The following is a 16,334-nucleotide window of genomic DNA, read 5'->3' on the forward strand; positions in this document are numbered from 1 at the left end:
GGGCTCGATATGCCCGAAGACCGTGCAGCAGAAAAGGAAAGCAGGCGGCGGCAGACGCTGACCGCCTTTCTGCGCGACGAGGCACGGGCGCAGGGGTTCGATCTCTGTCGCATCACCCGGCCGGACGCCATTCCCGAGGCCAGCATGCGGCTCGACCAGTTCCTGGAGCAGGGCTACCACGGCACCATGGCGTGGATGGAAGAGACCCGCGAGCGCCGCGGCGATCCGCGCATGCTCTGGGGCGATGTGCGCTCCATCGCCGTCTTCGGCCTGAATTACGGTCCCGATGAAGATCCGCGCGGCATTCTGGAGAAATCCGACAAGGCAGCCATCTCCGTCTATGCCCGCAATCGCGACTATCACGACGTCATCAAGGGCAGGCTGAAGGAGATCGCCACCCGCTTTGCGGCACGCTCGCAGGAAGACGTCAAAGTCTTCGTGGATACCGCCCCGGTCATGGAAAAGCCGCTGGCGGCCGCGGCCGGGCTCGGCTGGCAGGGCAAGCACACCAATCTCGTCAGCCGCACGCATGGCTCCTGGCTGTTTCTGGGCTCGATGTTCACCACCGCGGATCTGGAACCGGACCAGGCCGAGATCGACCATTGCGGTTCCTGCCGCGCCTGTCTCGACGCTTGTCCGACGGCGGCCTTCCCGGCGCCCTACCAACTCGACGCGCGCCGCTGCATTTCCTATCTCACCATAGAACATAAAGGTCCGATCGATCCGCTGCTTCGGCCGCTGATCGGCAATCGTATCTATGGCTGCGACGACTGTCTCGCCGCCTGCCCCTGGAACAAATTCGCCAGCGCCGCCTCCGAAATGAAGCTTGTCGCCCGCGAAGACCTCAAGGAGCCGTCGATCGCCTTTCTGCTTGAGCTCGACGATGCCGCCTTCCGTACCTTCTTCAGCGGCTCGCCGGTCAAGCGCATCGGCCGCGACCGCTTCGTCCGCAACGTACTGATCGCCGCCGGCAATTCCGATGATCGCACCTTGATCGAAGCCTGCCGTCGCCTCTCCGCCGATCCCTCGCCCGTGGTGCGCGGCATGGCCGTCTGGGCACTGTCTCGACTGATGACGGCTGGCGAATTCCTCGCTTTTGCGGCAGAACGAACCGACGAGCCGGACGCGGATGTCCGCGCCGAATGGAAACTGGCGGGAGTGGCGTGATGCATGTGATGATTTTCGGCTGCGGCTATTCTGGAACCGCCATCGCCAGGGCCTTCGCCGGTTCCGGTGTCCGCATCACCGGCACGACCCGCTCGGCGGACAAGGCCGATCTTCTCGCCAGGCAAGGCGTAGAAGCCTTCGTCTTCGACGGCGAGACGCTCGATCCGGCGCTCGCCGAGACAATGAAATCCGCCACGCACCTTATTCAATCGATTGCTCCGGGTACGGCGGGCGATCCGCTGCTCAGGCTGGCGCATCTCGATGTCGCCACGCTGATGCCGAAGCTCGAATGGATCGGATACCTTTCCACCGTCGGCGTCTATGGCGACCATAAGGGCGCGTGGATCAACGAGGAGACATCGCTGCATCCGGTTTCCAGCCGTTCCGTCGAGCGTGTCGAAGCGGAGGATGGCTGGCTGCGCGTCGGCATCCGGCTTGGCATCCCGGTCGCCGTACTCAGGCTTGCCGGCATCTATGGTCCCGGCCGCAATGCCTTCAGCAATCTGGAAAAAGGGACGGCGCGGCGGCTGATCAAGGCGAACCAGGTGTTCAACCGCATCCGTGTCGAGGATATCGGCGCCTGTGCCAAGTTCCTCTCCGACCGCCGTCTCGGCGGCATCTATAATGTCACGGACGACGAACCGGCCGCGCCGCAGGATATCATTTTCGAAGCGGCCCGCCTGATGGGTGTCGAGCCGCCGCCGGAACAGCCTTTCGAGACAGCGGAACTGACGCCGATGGCGCGTTCGTTCTATGGCGAGAACAAGCGCGTTTCCAACGCAAAACTGCGCTCCCTCGGTTTCCTTTTCCGTTATCCGGAGTACCGCATGTCGCTCGCCGAATTATGGGCTTCGGGACGCTGGCGCGGCTGAACAGAGCCTCCAGTACCCCCAGCCATTTCGCATGAAAATTCCTACTAAGCCACTCAACTTAGTTCAATTTGCTCCGCATTTAGGGTTAACGATCTCTAAAATTGCACAAATGGGGCAGCGATTATGGCAAAGTCGGAAAATTATTTTTCCGAGTTTTGTGATCCTTCGCATCGCGCCGGAGGTTCGAGAAAATTTATTCAGTTTTTAACTGATTCCATTAGGTTTTTTCCAAGAAGCGGCTTTTCAGACGCCGTGTCATATTGATTGCTCGAAATCACGAATATTACAGTCCGTAACATTCCGTGATCGCAAGAGGCACTTTTTCGCCATTTTTGGCCCGATTTAAGCCCGCACCGCCTGCAGGGCGCAAGTTCAATTGCTTGAGGGAAAAATCGGTTTGAAGAAAATCAATCGTGCTATTGCGATCGCCGCGACTATATCCGCCTCTTTTGCTTTTCTTTCTACGGACGCATTTGCAGCAACGGGATGCGGGGGCGCATCATGGTACGGCGGAACCACCAAGACTGCTTCTGGGGAACGCATGAGTTCCGCACGTCTTACTGCCGCTCATCGCTCGCTTGCCTTCGGCACACGCCTGAAGGTCACCAACCGCAATAACGGCCGCAGCGTCGTCGTTCGCATCAACGATCGCGGACCTTTCATTCGGGGCCGGGTACTCGATCTTTCCCGTGCAGCCGCACAGGATATCGGAATGGTTTCCTCCGGCACGGCCAAGGTCTGCTACGAAATCGTCGCTTCCAGGTAATCCGCAAATTCGCCGGTAACGATCCGGCGTTTTGGCGTAATGCTTGCTCTCTCCGTCAATCGCGGCTACCACGCGGTTGAGACGTCTCAATAATCCGCCGCCATGTGCTATATCTTCGTGCGGATTGATGAGGTGTCAGCGACATCATGATGTGCGCATGATCCCTTCCGACAATCGATCCTGATTTCGGGGCCATGCGCCAAGCAGGAGAGTAGTGAATGCGTTTGGGCGGCCGGCTGCAGGGTGCCATCGAAGTTCTTGCCGATATCGAAACGCGCAAGCGACCGGTGGCCGACGCCCTGAAGGATTGGGGGCTTGCCCATCGCTTCGCCGGCTCCGGCGACCGCGCCGCGATCGGTAACATCGTCTATGACGCCCTGCGCATGCGGCTCTCGCATGCCTGGCTGATGGGCGACGACAGCCCCTCCGCGCTCGCCCATGCCGTCCTCTTTCGCCAATGGGGCCTGACGCCCGAAGCGCTGGCCGCCGAACTCGATGGCGACAAGTTCGCGCCGGAAGCACCGAGCGCCGAGGCGCTGGCCGCCTTTGCCGCCCGCAAGCTCGAGGATGCTCCCCGCCATGTCCAGGGCGATATCCCCGAATGGGTCGAGCCCTCCCTCCAGCAGGCTTTCGGCGATAGCTGGCTGGCCGAGGCACAGGCGCTTGCCGAGCGGCCGACGCTCGACCTGCGCGCCAACGCGCTGAAGGCCAGCCGCGACAAGGCGGTCAAGGCGCTGGAACGCGCCGGAGCTCAAGCCTCGAAGATCGCCCGCAACGGCATCCGTATTCCCGCCGGCGAAGGCGCATCGCGCCTGCCGAACGTCACCGCCGAGCTTTCCTTCCAGAAAGGCTGGTTCGAGGTTCAGGACGAGGGCTCGCAGATTGTTGCCGATCTCGTCCTGCCGCAGGAGGGCGACCAGGTGCTCGATTATTGCGCCGGCGGCGGCGGCAAGACGCTCGCCATGTCGGCGGCGATGCACAACAAGGGCCAGGTCCACGCCTATGATACCGATCGTCGGCGGCTGGCGCCGATCATCGAGCGATTGAAGCGCGCCGGCACCCGCAATGTCCAGGTTCACGACGAGCGCAACGCCCTGCTTGCCCTGCGCGGCAAATTCGACAAGGTGCTGGTCGACGCGCCCTGCACCGGCACCGGCACCTGGCGCCGCCGTCCCGATACGAAATGGCGGCTGACGCAGAAGAACCTCGACGAACGGATCAGCCAGCAGCAGGAAGCGCTGGCCCAGGCCGGCGAATTCGTTCGCCCCGGCGGCGCGTTGCTCTATGTCACCTGCTCGGTCCTGCCGGACGAAAACGAGACGCAGGTCAACCGCTTCGCCGCCAACAATCCGGAGTTCGAGGTGGTCGAGGCACTGAGTTCCTGGGAAAAGCTGTTCGGCAACGAAGCGCCGAAGCCGCGTTCGTCGGATGGCAAGACCATCACGCTGACGCCGGCATCGACCGATACCGATGGCTTCTTCTTCTGTCGCCTGCAGCGCAAGCAGTAAGGGCGTTTATTCCGCCCGCAGCGGATATTGCTGCTTCGGCGGGATGAGATGATGCAGCACGGCAATGGCGATCAAGAGCAGACCGCCGAGACCGACCACCGTAAACAGCGTCCAAGCGGACAGATGCGAGCCGAGTGCCACCAGTGGCACCGCGCCCGCCGGCGGATGCGTCACCCGCAGCATCAGCATGCCGGCGATGGCAAGGCCGACCGCGATGGCCGCCGCCCACCAGAGACCCGGAAACAGTGCCATCGCAAGACTGCCGACCAGCGCCGCCAGCAGATAGCCGCCAAGGACATTGGCCGGCTGCGCCAGCGGGCTCTTCGGCTGGCCGAAGATCAGCACGGCCGTCGCGCCGAAGGGGGCAATCAGTAGCGGAATGCCGGTTGCGATCGTCAGACCGCCAACCGCGACCATGCCCGTCACCGCGCCGAGGCCGGATTTCAGATGTCCGTGCCAATGGCCTTCCGGCTCGTGGCGATGGATGAAATGCTTGAAATGGCGATGCATGGGGGCTTGAAGACTCGATTGGACTCAACTTGCCTATTTTTTGAACTGTATCTGCCGCTTTTTCAAGCAAATCTATTCCGCTGCCGGGACCTAAGTCGGTAATTTCCTATCTTCGAAAATCGTCACAAACTAGAGCGTTTGACACCAGTTTAATTTTAATACATGACACCAATCGCCAAGTTTTTGACGGTGCCCCAGCCGTCATAGGAGAGGGAACATGAAATTGAAAATCAATTTAGCCGCCGCTTTGGCGCTGGCCGTTGCTACATCAGCCGTTCCAGCGTTCGCCAAGGCTCCCGAGCCGGCCGCCATCATCAAGCACTATGCCGAAGTCGCGCATGCGAAGTATGAGGATTCGCTGATCACGGCGAAGGCGCTGGACAAGGCCATCGACGCGCTGCTTGCCAATCCCAGCGACAAGACGCTGAAGGCTGCCCAGGCCGCCTGGATCAAGGCGCGCGTTCCCTACCAGCAGTCGGAAGTCTATCGCTTCGGCAATCCGATCGTCGACGACTGGGAAGGCAAGGTGAACTCCTGGCCGCTGGACGAAGGCCTGATTGATTATGTCGACGCCTCCTACGGCACCGAGAGCGACGAGAATTCGCTCTATGTCGCCAATGTCATCGCCAACAAGACGATCAAGATCAACGGCAAGGATGTCGACGCTTCGCATCTGACGCCGGAATTCCTCTCGGGCACGCTGCATCAGGCCGGCGGCGTCGAAGCCAATGTCGCGACCGGCTATCACGCCATCGAATTCCTGCTCTGGGGTCAGGACCTGCACGGCACCGGTCCCGGCGCCGGCGAACGTCCCGCCACCGACTACGACCTGAAGAATTGCACGCACGGCAATTGCGATCGCCGCGCCGAATATCTGAAGTCTGCCTCGACCCTGCTTGTCTCCGACCTGCAGGAAATGACCGAAAAGTGGACGCCGGATGGCGAAGCCACCAAGCATGTCGAAGCCGATCCGAAGGCTGGCCTTGCCGCCATCCTGACCGGCATGGGCTCGCTCTCCTACGGCGAACTTGCCGGCGAGCGCATGAAGCTCGGCCTGCTGTTGCACGATCCGGAAGAAGAGCATGATTGCTTCTCGGATAACACCTACAACTCGCACAACAACGACGCCATCGGTATCGCTGCCGCCTATAACGGCAACTATACGCGCATCGACGGCAAGAAGCTGAAGGGTCCGTCGCTGCACGACCTGGTCGCCGCCAAGGACAAGGCGCTCGACAAGGAAGTCGAAACCAAGCTCAACGCCACGCTCGATGCCATGAAGGCGATGGTTCATCGCGGCGAAACGGTCGAGAAGTACGACCAGATGATCGGCGAAGGCAACACGGTCGGCAACGCCACCGTCCAGAAGGCGATCGACGGCCTGCTCGACCAGACGAAAAGCATCCAGCGCGTCGTCGCCGCACTCGATCTCGGCACGATCAAGCTTGAAGGCTCGGACAGCCTGGATAATCCTAACGCTGTCTTCAAGAAGTAAGTAAGGGAGAGCGGCAGCGTCTAAAGCGCTGCCGCTCCGACACATATGACCCGCATTCCGGCTCGCCGCGCCCTCCTGCCCGCCTTCGTCGCGGGTTTTTTGGTTTTTTCCATCACCCTGGCCGCGGCGGAGATCCTGAATTTCCCGTCCGTCCGCACCGATCTTTCGCCCGAACAGCTAAAACGGGTGCAGGACATCACCCGGCCGACCGCGGATTTCTCCAAAGCCGAGCCCTATGAGGCGATGGAGAGCGGCGCGACCACGACGGTCGCCCCTGTCAGCCGCGATATCTTCTCGCAGCCCTCGGCCAATCTCGGCCTCGAGCGCGAAGAGAATTTCCATCTCGGCAATGCGCTTTTCCGCAAGCTCTGGGTTTCCGCCCCCTCCTCCACGCAAGCCTCGGATGGGCTTGGCCCGCTGTTCAACGCCCGCTCCTGCCAGAGCTGCCATATCCGCGACGGTCGCGGCCATCCGCCGGAGACGGCGGGAGCCGCCGCCACATCGATGGTGCTGCGCCTGGCACGGCCGGCGGTCACGCCGCAGGAGGAACAGGCGCTTCGGGATTTCAAGGCGATCAACTTTCCCGACGCCACCTATGGCGCGCAATTGCAGGATCTCGCCGTGCCCGGCCTTGCCGCCGAGGGCAAGGTGGCCGTCAGCTATTCCGAGGAAACGGTGATGCTTTCGGGCGGCGAGACCGTCACGCTGCGCAAGCCGCATTATGCCGTGGCCGACCTTGCCTATGGCCCGCTCGGCGAGACGACGACGCTCTCGGCGCGCATCGCGCCGCCGATGATCGGCCTTGGTCTCATCGAAGCCATTCCGGAAGCCGATATTCTCGCTCATGCCGATCCGGACGACCGGGACAGCGACGGCATTCGCGGCCGCGCCGCCATCGTCCGCGATCACCGCACCGGCGAAATTGCGCTCGGCCGCTTCGGCTGGAAAGCGCAGAATGCGAGCGTGCGCAATCAGGTCGCGAGCGCCTTCTCCGCCGATATCGGCATTTCCACCCCCGACCGGCCGGATCCCTATGGCGATTGCACGGTCAAGCAGCCGAAATGCCTCTCCATGCCGACCGGCGTGCAGAAGCGCCTCGGCGCTACGGAAGCGCCGGGGCCGATCCTCGATCTCGTCACCTTCTACTCGGAAAACCTCGCCGTGCCCGCCCGGCGCAAGGCGAGCTTTCCCGATGTGCTGCGCGGCAAGGACATGTTCTATCAATCCGGCTGTCCCGCCTGCCATACGCCGAAATTCGTCACGCGCGACGATCTCAAGGGCAGCGACGGCAAGGACAAGGTTCAGGCCTTCCAGCTGATCTGGCCCTATTCCGATTTCCTGCTGCACGACATGGGCGACGGCCTCTCGGACGGCCAGCCAGTGGGTGTGGCATCCGGCCGCGATTGGCGCACGCCGCCACTCTGGGGTATAGGCCTGACGCAGACGGTGAGCGGCCGGCAAGCCTACCTGCATGACGGCCGCGCCCGAACATTGACAGAAGCCATCCTCTGGCATGGGGGAGAGGCGGAGAAAGCCCGCAATACCTTCGCAAACCTGCCGCCGGACGACAGGCAAGCCCTCATCAACTTTCTGGAGTCTCTCTGATGCGCCCGTGGACATCCCTTGCCAAGCCGCTTGTCGCAAGCCTCCTTCTTAGCCTCACGGCGCTGCCTGCCGGCGCCCAGGAGGCAACGACCAACGGCGCCGGGCTGAACGAGGCGGCCGTACCGGCGGTCATGCAGAAGGCGATCGACGACGTCATCCGCCCCGGCTACCGTGCCGTGCATGACAGCGCCTCGAAGCTGACGACCGCAATGAAGGCGCTTTGCGCCGATCCCTCCGCCGCAAGCCTTTCCGCCGCACAGTCCGCTTTTGGCGATACGGTGAAGAGCTGGTCGCGTATCGAGATCGTGCAGACGGGGCCGATCATCGAGAAGAACCGCTTCGAGCACATCCTCTTCTACCCTGACCGCAAGGGCGTTGGTTTGAAGCAGGTACAGGCGCTGATCGCCAAGGCCGACGAGCACGACACCACCGTCGAGGCCGTCGCCGGCAAGAGCGTGGCGCTGATGAGCATGACGGCGCTGGAATATGTGCTCTACGGCAACGGCTCGAGCGTTCTCAGCTCCGAGAAGCAGGGCTTCCGTTGCCGCTATGGCGCCGCCATCGCCGGCAATATCGAGAATACCGCCAAGGACATCGCCGACGAATGGGACGATCCGAACGGCGTGCAGAAGTCCTGGAAGAACCCCGGCAAGGACAGCGAAGAATTCATGGACAACAAGGAGGCGGTGACGGCGCTGCTCGGCATCCTCGTTCATGGTGCCGGCAACGTGCGCGACCAGCGGCTGGAAACCTTTTACAAGGGCGATCCGGCAGCGGCACGGCCGAAGATGGCGATCTACTGGCGCTCCGGCAACACCTGGACCTCGCTCACAGCCAATCTCGAAGGGCTGAAGACGCTCTGGGAAAAGGCCGGGATGGCCGATCTCCTGCCCGCCGGCAAGCGCGACATGGCCGTCAAGATCGATGCACTGCTCGACAGACTGATCGCCACCGCGCCGACGATCAATCCCGATATCGACGCGGCGATCGCAAGCGACGCCGACCGCGCCAAGATCGACACGCTGCTTGCCGAGACCCGCGACCTGACGACTGGCTTCAGCGACAATTACGGCGGCGCGATCGGCCTTTCCGCCGGCTTCTCCTTCGCCGACGGGGACTGACGGCGATGCGAAGCGCGCTGATCGACCGCAGGACCTTCGTCAGGGCCGCAGGGCTGACCTTCCTGGCGGCCTTGAAGCCCGGCGCCCTGATGGCGCTGGAGCGGGCCGACGCGGTCTATGCCTCCGGCATGCGCGCCGCTGATGGCTCCTTTGCCGTGGCGACTGTCACCGAGCGCGGCGAGATCATCGACCAGGTGGCGCTGCCTGCCCGTGCCCACGGCATGGCCTTTTCGAAGGCGACCGGCAAGACAGTTGCCTTCGCCCGCCGGCCCGGCACCTATGCGATGATCTTCGATCCCTGGAATAAGGGCGAGCCTATCGTCATCACCGCGCGCGAGGGCCGGCACTTCTACGGCCACGGCACGTTTTCGCCGGACGGCAAGCTGCTCTATGCCAGCGAGAATGATTTCGACGCCAATAGGGGCATGATCGGCATCTACGATGCCCGCAACCGCTTTAACCGCATCGGCGAATACGAGACCTACGGCACCGGCCCGCACGACATGACGGTGTCCGACGATGGCAAGCTTTTGATCGTCGCCAATGGCGGCATCGAGACGCATCCGGATTTCGGCCGCACCAAACTCAATCTCGACCACATGGAGCCGTCGCTGACGCTGATCGACGCGGCAAGCGGCCGGCTGATCGAAAAGCACGCCCTGCCGCCGCAATACGCCCAGGTCTCCACCCGGCACGTCGATATCGACGCCACAGGCCGCATCTGGTTCGCCTGCCAGTATGAGGGCCGCCGCAACGACCTGCCGCCACTCATCGGCCATTTCGCCAAGGGCGAGGATCTGACCTTCGTCCCCCTGCCGGACGACACCACCCGCGCACTCGGCAACTATGTCGGCGCCATCGCCGTCAATCGAGCCGACAACCTCGTTGGCGTGACGTCGCCCGTCGAGGGCACATCCGTGACGCTGGATGCGAAGACCGGGGCGGTGCTGAAGGTCGAGAGCGTAGCGGATGCGGCGGGGATTGCGCCGGCAGAGCATGGGTTTGCGGTGTCGTCCTATCGCGGCGAGTTTCTGGGGCAACACAGCGATGTGGCCTGGGATCAGCATATTGTGCGGATCGGGCGTGGCTGAGGCATGTTCACTCTCCGCAAACTCGCGGCCGAGACTTCACCTCACCACCGCTTGGCAAACTCCGCCTGCTCCACGCTGATCGCCGTTGCCGCCGCCTTGGCGGATGCCCTCAGCCAATCGCCACCGCGCTTGTCGAGATCGGCCAGAACCGGCGGAATGCGCGAGGCGTCACCAGCATGGCAATTGGCGATTTCGAAACCCATCAGGGCGAGCATATCGGGCGACAGCAGGATCTGCGCATCGCCCAAGACTTCGATCTTGCGGCTGTTCGGCGACAGCCGGCGAACCAACAGCTTGCCGGTTACCTGATAGCGCGGATCGGGAGCACGCGTCCGGCCGGCGGCGATGACGCCGGTATGGATCGCCGTATCCGACGGATTGTGGCAGAGCGACCAGGCGGACTGGGCCAGCGCCTTGACCTCGCGCAGCACTGGCCCACCGCGCCATTCGACATCGGCGACGAAACGCGGGCGGCCGAGGCTGCCGGTGCCGGCAGTACGCGGCTTGGGGACGAAGGTCAGTGTCGGGTCCGGCAATGACCGACGCAATGCGTCGAGATAGGGCTCGCGCACTGGTTTCGTCGCCGGCGGCAGGTCGCGAAACTTATCCCAGAACGCCTTGCGCTCTGCGTTCGACAGGATCACCTCGTTGCGCAACCATTTATAATCGCGCTCGAGGATGACCGCCGAGGGCTTCTGCATGCCGCGCCGATAGCCGCCCAATATGGCATCGGCGATAGCACGCGGCGTCGGGCCGGCATCGCCCCGCGCCAGGATAGCGCTTGCCGCCAGGCGCACCAGATCGAGCGCATAGGGCATGGTGGCGGCATCGTCGAAATCGTTGAGGCCCCAGACCAGCCGCCCCTCCTCGTCGCGCCAGGTGCCGAAATTCTCCAGATGCGTGTCGCCGATCGCCAGCAACTGCGGGGCATCCGCAAGGTCGGGGCAGATGTCGAAGATGGTCTCGGCCCAGCGCCAATAGGTGGCGCGCAGGAAGACGAAACCGCCGCTTTTCATCTTTTTGTACTTCTTGGCGAGATCGGCCTCCACCAGATCGTCACCGAGCTGCGCGCGCATCCAGCTTTCGTAGGCTTTGGTCGATTGCAGGATCGTCGCCATTTCAGCTCCATCTCGAATCTCTTGATGACCATACCGAAAACCGAACATCATGGAAAAACAATGTCGCAGACGCATCACTTCCCCGATATCGATTTCCATTGCATGACCCTTGTCCAAACGGTCTTGCCATGCCAATTTCGCACCTGCGAAAGGGAACAGCATGACCGGGGAAAACAGCGGCGACTATCGCGCGCGCATCAGAACGAGTTTCGAGCGGCAGGCGGCGATGGCGACCATCGGCGCCGAGTTGACGCGCGTCGAGCATGGCATGGTCGAGATCGAGCTGCCATTCGACGTCAAGCTGACGCAGCAGCACGGTATCCTGCATGCCGGCATTATCTCAGCGGCGCTGGATTCGGCCTGCGGTTTCGCAGCCTATAGCCTCATCGACCCCACGGCCTCGATCCTCACCATCGAATTTAAGGTCAACCTGATGTCGCCCGGGCGCGGGGAGCGCTTTCTCTTCCGTGGCGAGGTCACCAAGCCGGGCAATACCATCATCGTCGCCGACGGGCGCGGCTACGCCATCGGCGATGGACCCGCCAAGCTGATTGCCTCGATGACCGGGACAATGATGGTCATACGGGGCCGAGAGGGAATTACCGGATGACATTCGAACTGAAGCGCGTATCGGGAAAATCGATCCTGTTCGTGATGGCGGCCGAAGCCGAATATGGCCCCTTCCTGCGATCCCGCTTCGAGCCGCTGATCACCGGCGTCGGCCCGGTCGAGGCAGCGGTTGTGCTGACACGCACGCTTTCGCAGCTCGAAGCGCAGAACGACCTCCCCGACCTCGTGGTGTCGCTGGGATCGGCCGGTTCCGCCGGGCTGGAGCAGACGGAAGTCTATCAGGCCACCTCCGTTTCCTATCGCGACATGGATGCCTCGCCGCTCGGTTTCGAGAAGGGCCGCACACCCTTCCTCGACCTGCCCGCCACCATCGAACTGCCGCTGCGCATTCCCGGCGTTCCGGAGGCCAGTCTTTCGACCGGCGGCAACATCATTTCCGGCGCGGAGGCCTATGGCCGGATCGCCGCCGACATGGTGGAGATGGAGACCTATGCGGTGCTGCGGGCCTGCCAGGCCTTTGGCCGGCCGCTGATCGGGCTGCGCGGCATTTCCGACGGAAAGGTCGATCTGCAGCATATTTCCGACTGGACGGAATATCTGCATATCATCGACCGCAAGCTTTCCAATGCCGTCGACGGGCTGTTCACCGCCCTTGAAGACGGCGTATTCTGGTTCTAAAGGACCGGAAACCGCTAGAAGTTAGGACAATCGGGACAATAAATTCGGCTCCGCCGCGATTTGCCCGATTGCCAGCGAAAGCACTTTTCATTAAAGGCTCGCCATGACCCAGACAGCACAGCCCGATACCGTTCTTATCGTCGATTTTGGCAGCCAGGTGACGCAGCTCATCGCACGGCGCGTGCGCGAAGCGGGCGTCTATTGCGAGATCGTCCCCTTCCAGTCCGCTGACGCCGGCTTCAAGCGGCTGCAGCCAAAGGCCGTGATCCTCTCCGGCAGCCCGGCCTCGACCGTGGACGAAGGATCGCCCCGCGCGCCTCAAATCATTTTCGACAGCGGCGTGCCGGTGTTCGGTATCTGCTACGGCCAGCAGACCATGTGCATGCAGCTCGGCGGCAAGGTCGAAAGCGGCCATCACCGCGAATTCGGTCGCGCCTTCCTCGACGTCAACGAGGATTGCGCGCTGTTCGAGGGTCTGTGGTCCTCCGGTTCGCGCCATCAGGTGTGGATGAGCCATGGCGACCGCGTTACCGCGCTGCCGGAAGGCTTCGAAGTCGTCGCCACCTCCTCGAACGCACCCTATGCCTTCATCGCCGACGAGAAGCGCAAGTACTACGGCGTACAGTTCCATCCGGAAGTCGTGCATACGCCCGACGGCGCCAAGCTGATCGGCAACTTCATCCACAATATCGCAGGGATCAAGGGCGACTGGTCGATGTCGGCCTATCGCGCCAAGGCGGTGCAGGCGATCCGCGACCAGATCGGCGATAAGCGCGTCATCTGCGCGCTCTCCGGCGGCGTCGATTCCTCCGTCGCGGCACTGCTGATCCACGAGGCGGTCGGCGACCAGCTGACCTGTATCCTCGTCGACCACGGGTTGATGCGCAAGGACGAGGCGGCCAACGTCGTCGCCATGTTCCGCGAGCATTACAATCTGCATCTGCTGCATGTCGATGCCTCCGAGCGCTTCATCGGCGAGCTGGAGGGCGTCAGCGACCCAGAGACCAAGCGCAAGATCATCGGCCGTCTCTTCATCGAAACCTTCGAAGAGGAAGCCAAGAAGCTCGGCGGCGCCGATTTCCTCGGCCAGGGCACGCTCTATCCCGACGTCATCGAAAGTGTCTCCTTCACTGGCGGCCCATCGGTCACGATCAAGTCGCACCACAATGTCGGCGGCCTGCCGGAGCGCATGAAGATGCAGCTCGTCGAGCCGTTGCGCGAACTTTTCAAGGATGAAGTGCGCGCGCTCGGCAAGGAGCTCGGCCTGCCCGACAGCTTCATCGGCCGCCATCCCTTCCCGGGTCCGGGCCTTGCCATCCGCTGCCCGGGCGGCATCACCCGCGAAAAGCTGGAGATCCTGCGCGAGGCCGACGCCATCTATCTCGACGAAATTCGCAAGGCCGGCCTCTACGACGCCATCTGGCAGGCCTTCGCCGTGCTGCTTCCGGTCCAGACCGTCGGCGTCATGGGCGACGGCCGCACCTATGAGTTCGTCTGTGCGCTGCGCGCCGTCACCTCCGTCGACGGCATGACCGCCGACTTCTACCACTACGACATGGAATTCCTCGGCCGCGCCGCGACCCGCATCATCAACGAAGTCCGCGGCATCAACCGCGTCGTTTATGACGTGACATCGAAGCCGCCGGGCACGATCGAGTGGGAGTGAAGTTCAATTTTGCGCTGGGTGCAGAAGATCCTCGTCGAATACGAAAATGAACTTCGTGCTGTTGCCGAGAGAGTTGCTGGGGCTATCCGCCAGCCTGGTCGTTGCCACCGTGCGCAGCGATGAACATGGCGACAGCCGACCGGCAATAGGATTCGATTTCGTTGTCGTCCTCTGCTCTCGCCTGATCGAAGCGTGCGATAATCAGGAGATCGGATCCTTTGATAAGCGCGGCAAACAAGCGGGCCGACCGGAGAGGATCGGGCACGTTCAGAGCCGCCTTCGCGTGCAACTGACGCAATAGGGCCTCGATTTGAGCGATGACATAAGCAGGGCCTGCTTCATAATGGAGCTTGCTTAATGAATTTTGATTCGTTTTGTCGGCCATGATCATGGCTTCGACACTGCGGACGTCCGGGCTCAACAGCGTGCGAAGCAGGTATGTTCCAACCGCCATGAGTTGATGTTCTGCCGAACCGCCGACGCTTTCAATAAGAGCCTGTGGTGCAAACTGTTGGCAGTGGGCTGCGATGGCTGCGCTGAACAGCGCCTCCTTGTTCGCGAAGTGCCGATAGATGCTGAGCTTGGATATCCTCGCTCGCTGGGCGACCTTGTCCAATGTCGTCGCCTGAAAACCCAATTCCACAAAGAGTTCGCATGCGGCGTCGACTATCGTTTGGCTAAGCGCCTCGTTGGCGGGGCGGCCGCGCCGGGCCTGGCTGTTTTGGGTCACGATAATTACAGTCCTTGACAGTATCCCAATTCTTGGATTACGATACCATATAGTATCCAAAATGTGCAAGCCAATGGGTGGGTTTTAACAATGTCCTCCAAATCAAGTTTCCCGAGGCCGCTCGGCGATATCGAATGCGGCATCGTCCGGCCGGTAAATACAGTGATCGGCGACAGTCTCGGCGATGCCGGAGCCCTGCTCGCTGCCCGTCTCGGGCGCGTATCGCTGGACGCTATTTCGCGCCAGACCAAACCCACTCCCCTCCATCCTCAACACGGAGCCCATCACCATGGATGACGTCATCATCATCGGCGGCAGCTTTGCCGGCCTCGCCGCCGCCCTGCAGCTCGGCCGTGCCCGCCGCAAGGTCACCGTTCTCGATACCGGCCTGCCGCGCAACCGCTTCGCCGGCCACTCGCATGGTCTGCTCGGCCACGATCACAAGCCACCGCTGGACATCCTGGCCGAGGCGCGGCAGCAGCTGGCGCGCTATCCCACGATCAGGCTGGTCAATGCCCGGGCCGACAGCATCTCCGGCGCCATCGACAATTTCTCCGTCCTCACTGGCGATGGCGAAAGCCTTGGCGCGCGCCGCCTGATCCTGAGCTATGGCGTTGTCGACCAGATGCCCAATGTTCCGGGGTTCGCCGAAAGCTGGGGCACATCCATTGTGCCCTGCCCCTATTGTGACGGCTTTGAAGTCGCCGGCCAGCATTGGGGTCTCGTCTGGTCCGGCCCGCAGTCGATGAATCAGGTCAGGCTGTTCCACGATTGGACCGACAGATTGACGGTCTTCGCCGATGGTCACGATATTCCGCCCGATATCCGGGCCGATCTGGCTCGCCGCAACGTCCCTGTCGTGGATGGCCGGATCACTGGGATCGCCCGACGCGGGGCCCATAACGCCACCGTCAAGCTCGATACCGGCCCCGATGTCGCGGTCGACATCCTGTTCGCGCATCCGCGCAACAAGCCGTCCGCAAGCCTGCATGAATCACTGGGGCTCGCCACGGTCAAAACACCTCTCGGCATCATCCTCAAGGTCGACGAGCGCCGCGAAACCAGCATGCCCGGCATCTACGCCGCCGGCGACCTCGCCAACCCCATCACGCCGCCATCGGTCACCCTGGCATCGTCGCACGGCGCGATGGCGGGTATCTTCGCCCAGCAGTCGATGCTGGTTTGAGAGCGCAGATTCCCTTCACCGGTTGCCGCGGGCTATCATATTCCGAAGGTTGCGGGCCGGCGTCACGGAACGCTGGCCCCTCTCCCTGAGGCACGTCTTTGGCCGGTCAACCGTCTCGAAGGGGCAGTTGAGGAAAACGATTCCTAGGCTTAGGCCGGTCCGCAAAGGGTCCCAAAAGACCCACAGAGTTTCCACAGGCTATTTAACCTCCCCCGGCCCGCTCCCCGGGAAGAAGTTCAGCAATTGAGGAC

The 16,334-nt window shown here is 62.4% G+C and carries 16 protein-coding genes; 12 read left to right on the forward strand and 4 right to left on the reverse strand.

Features of this window, described 5'->3' with window-relative positions; genetic code table 11:
• Positions 1-9 precede the first annotated feature (9 nt).
• The 4 genes from queG to AB6803_RS15695 all read left to right on the forward strand — a co-directional run bounded on the left by queG (position 10) and on the right by AB6803_RS15695 (position 4,313).
• Positions 10-1,167 (forward strand): tRNA epoxyqueuosine(34) reductase QueG, encoded by a 1,158-nt coding sequence (gene queG, locus AB6803_RS15680; RefSeq protein WP_371109741.1) that lies wholly within the window; start codon positions 10-12, stop codon positions 1,165-1,167.
• Positions 1,167-2,039 (forward strand): SDR family oxidoreductase, encoded by an 873-nt coding sequence (locus tag AB6803_RS15685; protein ID WP_371109742.1) that lies wholly within the window; start codon positions 1,167-1,169, stop codon positions 2,037-2,039. The genes queG and AB6803_RS15685 overlap by 1 nt, the downstream gene beginning before the upstream one ends.
• Positions 2,040-2,436: 397 nt before the next feature.
• Positions 2,437-2,805, forward strand: coding sequence for a septal ring lytic transglycosylase RlpA family protein (locus AB6803_RS15690; RefSeq protein ID WP_371109743.1), 369 nt, complete (start codon positions 2,437-2,439; stop codon positions 2,803-2,805).
• A 218-nt stretch (positions 2,806-3,023) separates the two neighbouring features.
• Positions 3,024-4,313 (forward strand): RsmB/NOP family class I SAM-dependent RNA methyltransferase, encoded by a 1,290-nt coding sequence (locus AB6803_RS15695; RefSeq protein ID WP_371109744.1) that lies wholly within the window; start codon positions 3,024-3,026, stop codon positions 4,311-4,313.
• Positions 4,314-4,319: 6 nt separating this feature from the next.
• Here the strand turns inward: AB6803_RS15695 and AB6803_RS15700 are convergent, their stop codons facing one another.
• Entirely contained in the window at positions 4,320-4,823 is a 504-nt protein-coding gene (locus AB6803_RS15700; RefSeq protein WP_371109745.1) for an HPP family protein, read from the reverse strand.
• A gap of 217 nt (positions 4,824-5,040) precedes the next feature.
• On the opposite strand from AB6803_RS15700, the gene AB6803_RS15705 reads away from it, so the two are divergent.
• The 4 genes from AB6803_RS15705 to AB6803_RS15720 are packed head-to-tail and all read left to right on the forward strand — an operon-like array spanning position 5,041 to position 10,135.
• Positions 5,041-6,318 carry an imelysin family protein gene (locus AB6803_RS15705; protein WP_371109746.1) on the forward strand — a complete coding sequence of 426 codons (1,278 nt, stop codon included), beginning with the start codon at positions 5,041-5,043 and terminating at the stop codon, positions 6,316-6,318.
• Positions 6,319-6,363: 45 nt separating this feature from the next.
• Positions 6,364-7,923 (forward strand): di-heme oxidoredictase family protein, encoded by a 1,560-nt coding sequence (locus tag AB6803_RS15710; protein ID WP_371109747.1) that lies wholly within the window; start codon positions 6,364-6,366, stop codon positions 7,921-7,923.
• On the forward strand, positions 7,923-9,044 hold the full coding sequence (locus AB6803_RS15715) for an imelysin family protein (RefSeq protein WP_371109748.1): 1,122 nt from the start codon (positions 7,923-7,925) through the stop codon (positions 9,042-9,044). Before AB6803_RS15710 ends, AB6803_RS15715 begins: the two co-directional genes overlap by 1 nt.
• Positions 9,045-9,049: 5 nt before the next feature.
• Positions 9,050-10,135, forward strand: coding sequence for a DUF1513 domain-containing protein (locus tag AB6803_RS15720; RefSeq protein WP_371109749.1), 1,086 nt, complete (start codon positions 9,050-9,052; stop codon positions 10,133-10,135).
• Between the two features lie 41 nt (positions 10,136-10,176).
• Here AB6803_RS15720 and AB6803_RS15725 read toward each other — a convergent pair whose 3' ends face one another.
• Complete coding sequence (locus tag AB6803_RS15725) at positions 10,177-11,253, reverse strand: DUF2252 family protein (RefSeq protein ID WP_371109750.1); 1,077 nt, start codon at positions 11,251-11,253, stop codon at positions 10,177-10,179.
• A 160-nt stretch (positions 11,254-11,413) separates the two neighbouring features.
• On the opposite strand from AB6803_RS15725, the gene AB6803_RS15730 reads away from it, so the two are divergent.
• The 3 genes from AB6803_RS15730 (at position 11,414) to guaA (ending at position 14,167) form a co-directional block, all read left to right on the forward strand.
• Positions 11,414-11,863 carry a PaaI family thioesterase gene (locus AB6803_RS15730; RefSeq protein ID WP_007694473.1) on the forward strand — a complete coding sequence of 150 codons (450 nt, stop codon included), beginning with the start codon at positions 11,414-11,416 and terminating at the stop codon, positions 11,861-11,863.
• On the forward strand, positions 11,860-12,501 hold the full coding sequence (locus AB6803_RS15735; protein WP_371109751.1) for a 5'-methylthioadenosine/S-adenosylhomocysteine nucleosidase: 642 nt from the start codon (positions 11,860-11,862) through the stop codon (positions 12,499-12,501). The genes AB6803_RS15730 and AB6803_RS15735 overlap by 4 nt, the downstream gene beginning before the upstream one ends.
• A gap of 103 nt (positions 12,502-12,604) precedes the next feature.
• On the forward strand, positions 12,605-14,167 hold the full coding sequence (gene guaA / locus AB6803_RS15740; protein WP_371109752.1) for a glutamine-hydrolyzing GMP synthase: 1,563 nt from the start codon (positions 12,605-12,607) through the stop codon (positions 14,165-14,167).
• A gap of 82 nt (positions 14,168-14,249) precedes the next feature.
• Here the strand turns inward: guaA and AB6803_RS15745 are convergent, their stop codons facing one another.
• Together AB6803_RS15745 and AB6803_RS15750 are read right to left on the reverse strand one after the other, a co-directional pair.
• A complete protein-coding gene (locus AB6803_RS15745; RefSeq protein WP_371109753.1) occupies positions 14,250-14,897 on the reverse strand; it encodes a TetR/AcrR family transcriptional regulator in 648 nt (215 codons plus the stop codon).
• A 102-nt stretch (positions 14,898-14,999) separates the two neighbouring features.
• Complete coding sequence (locus AB6803_RS15750; RefSeq protein ID WP_371109754.1) at positions 15,000-15,188, reverse strand: hypothetical protein; 189 nt, start codon at positions 15,186-15,188, stop codon at positions 15,000-15,002.
• Between AB6803_RS15750 and AB6803_RS15755 the strand changes: the two genes are divergently transcribed.
• Positions 15,187-16,083, forward strand: a complete 897-nt coding sequence (locus tag AB6803_RS15755; RefSeq protein WP_371109755.1) for an NAD(P)/FAD-dependent oxidoreductase — start codon at positions 15,187-15,189, stop codon at positions 16,081-16,083. The genes AB6803_RS15750 and AB6803_RS15755 overlap by 2 nt on opposite strands.
• Positions 16,084-16,334 lie beyond the last annotated feature (251 nt).

It is taken from the genome of Rhizobium sp. RCC_161_2, assembly GCF_041355235.1.
Taxonomy (GTDB): Bacteria; Pseudomonadota; Alphaproteobacteria; order Rhizobiales; family Rhizobiaceae; genus Rhizobium.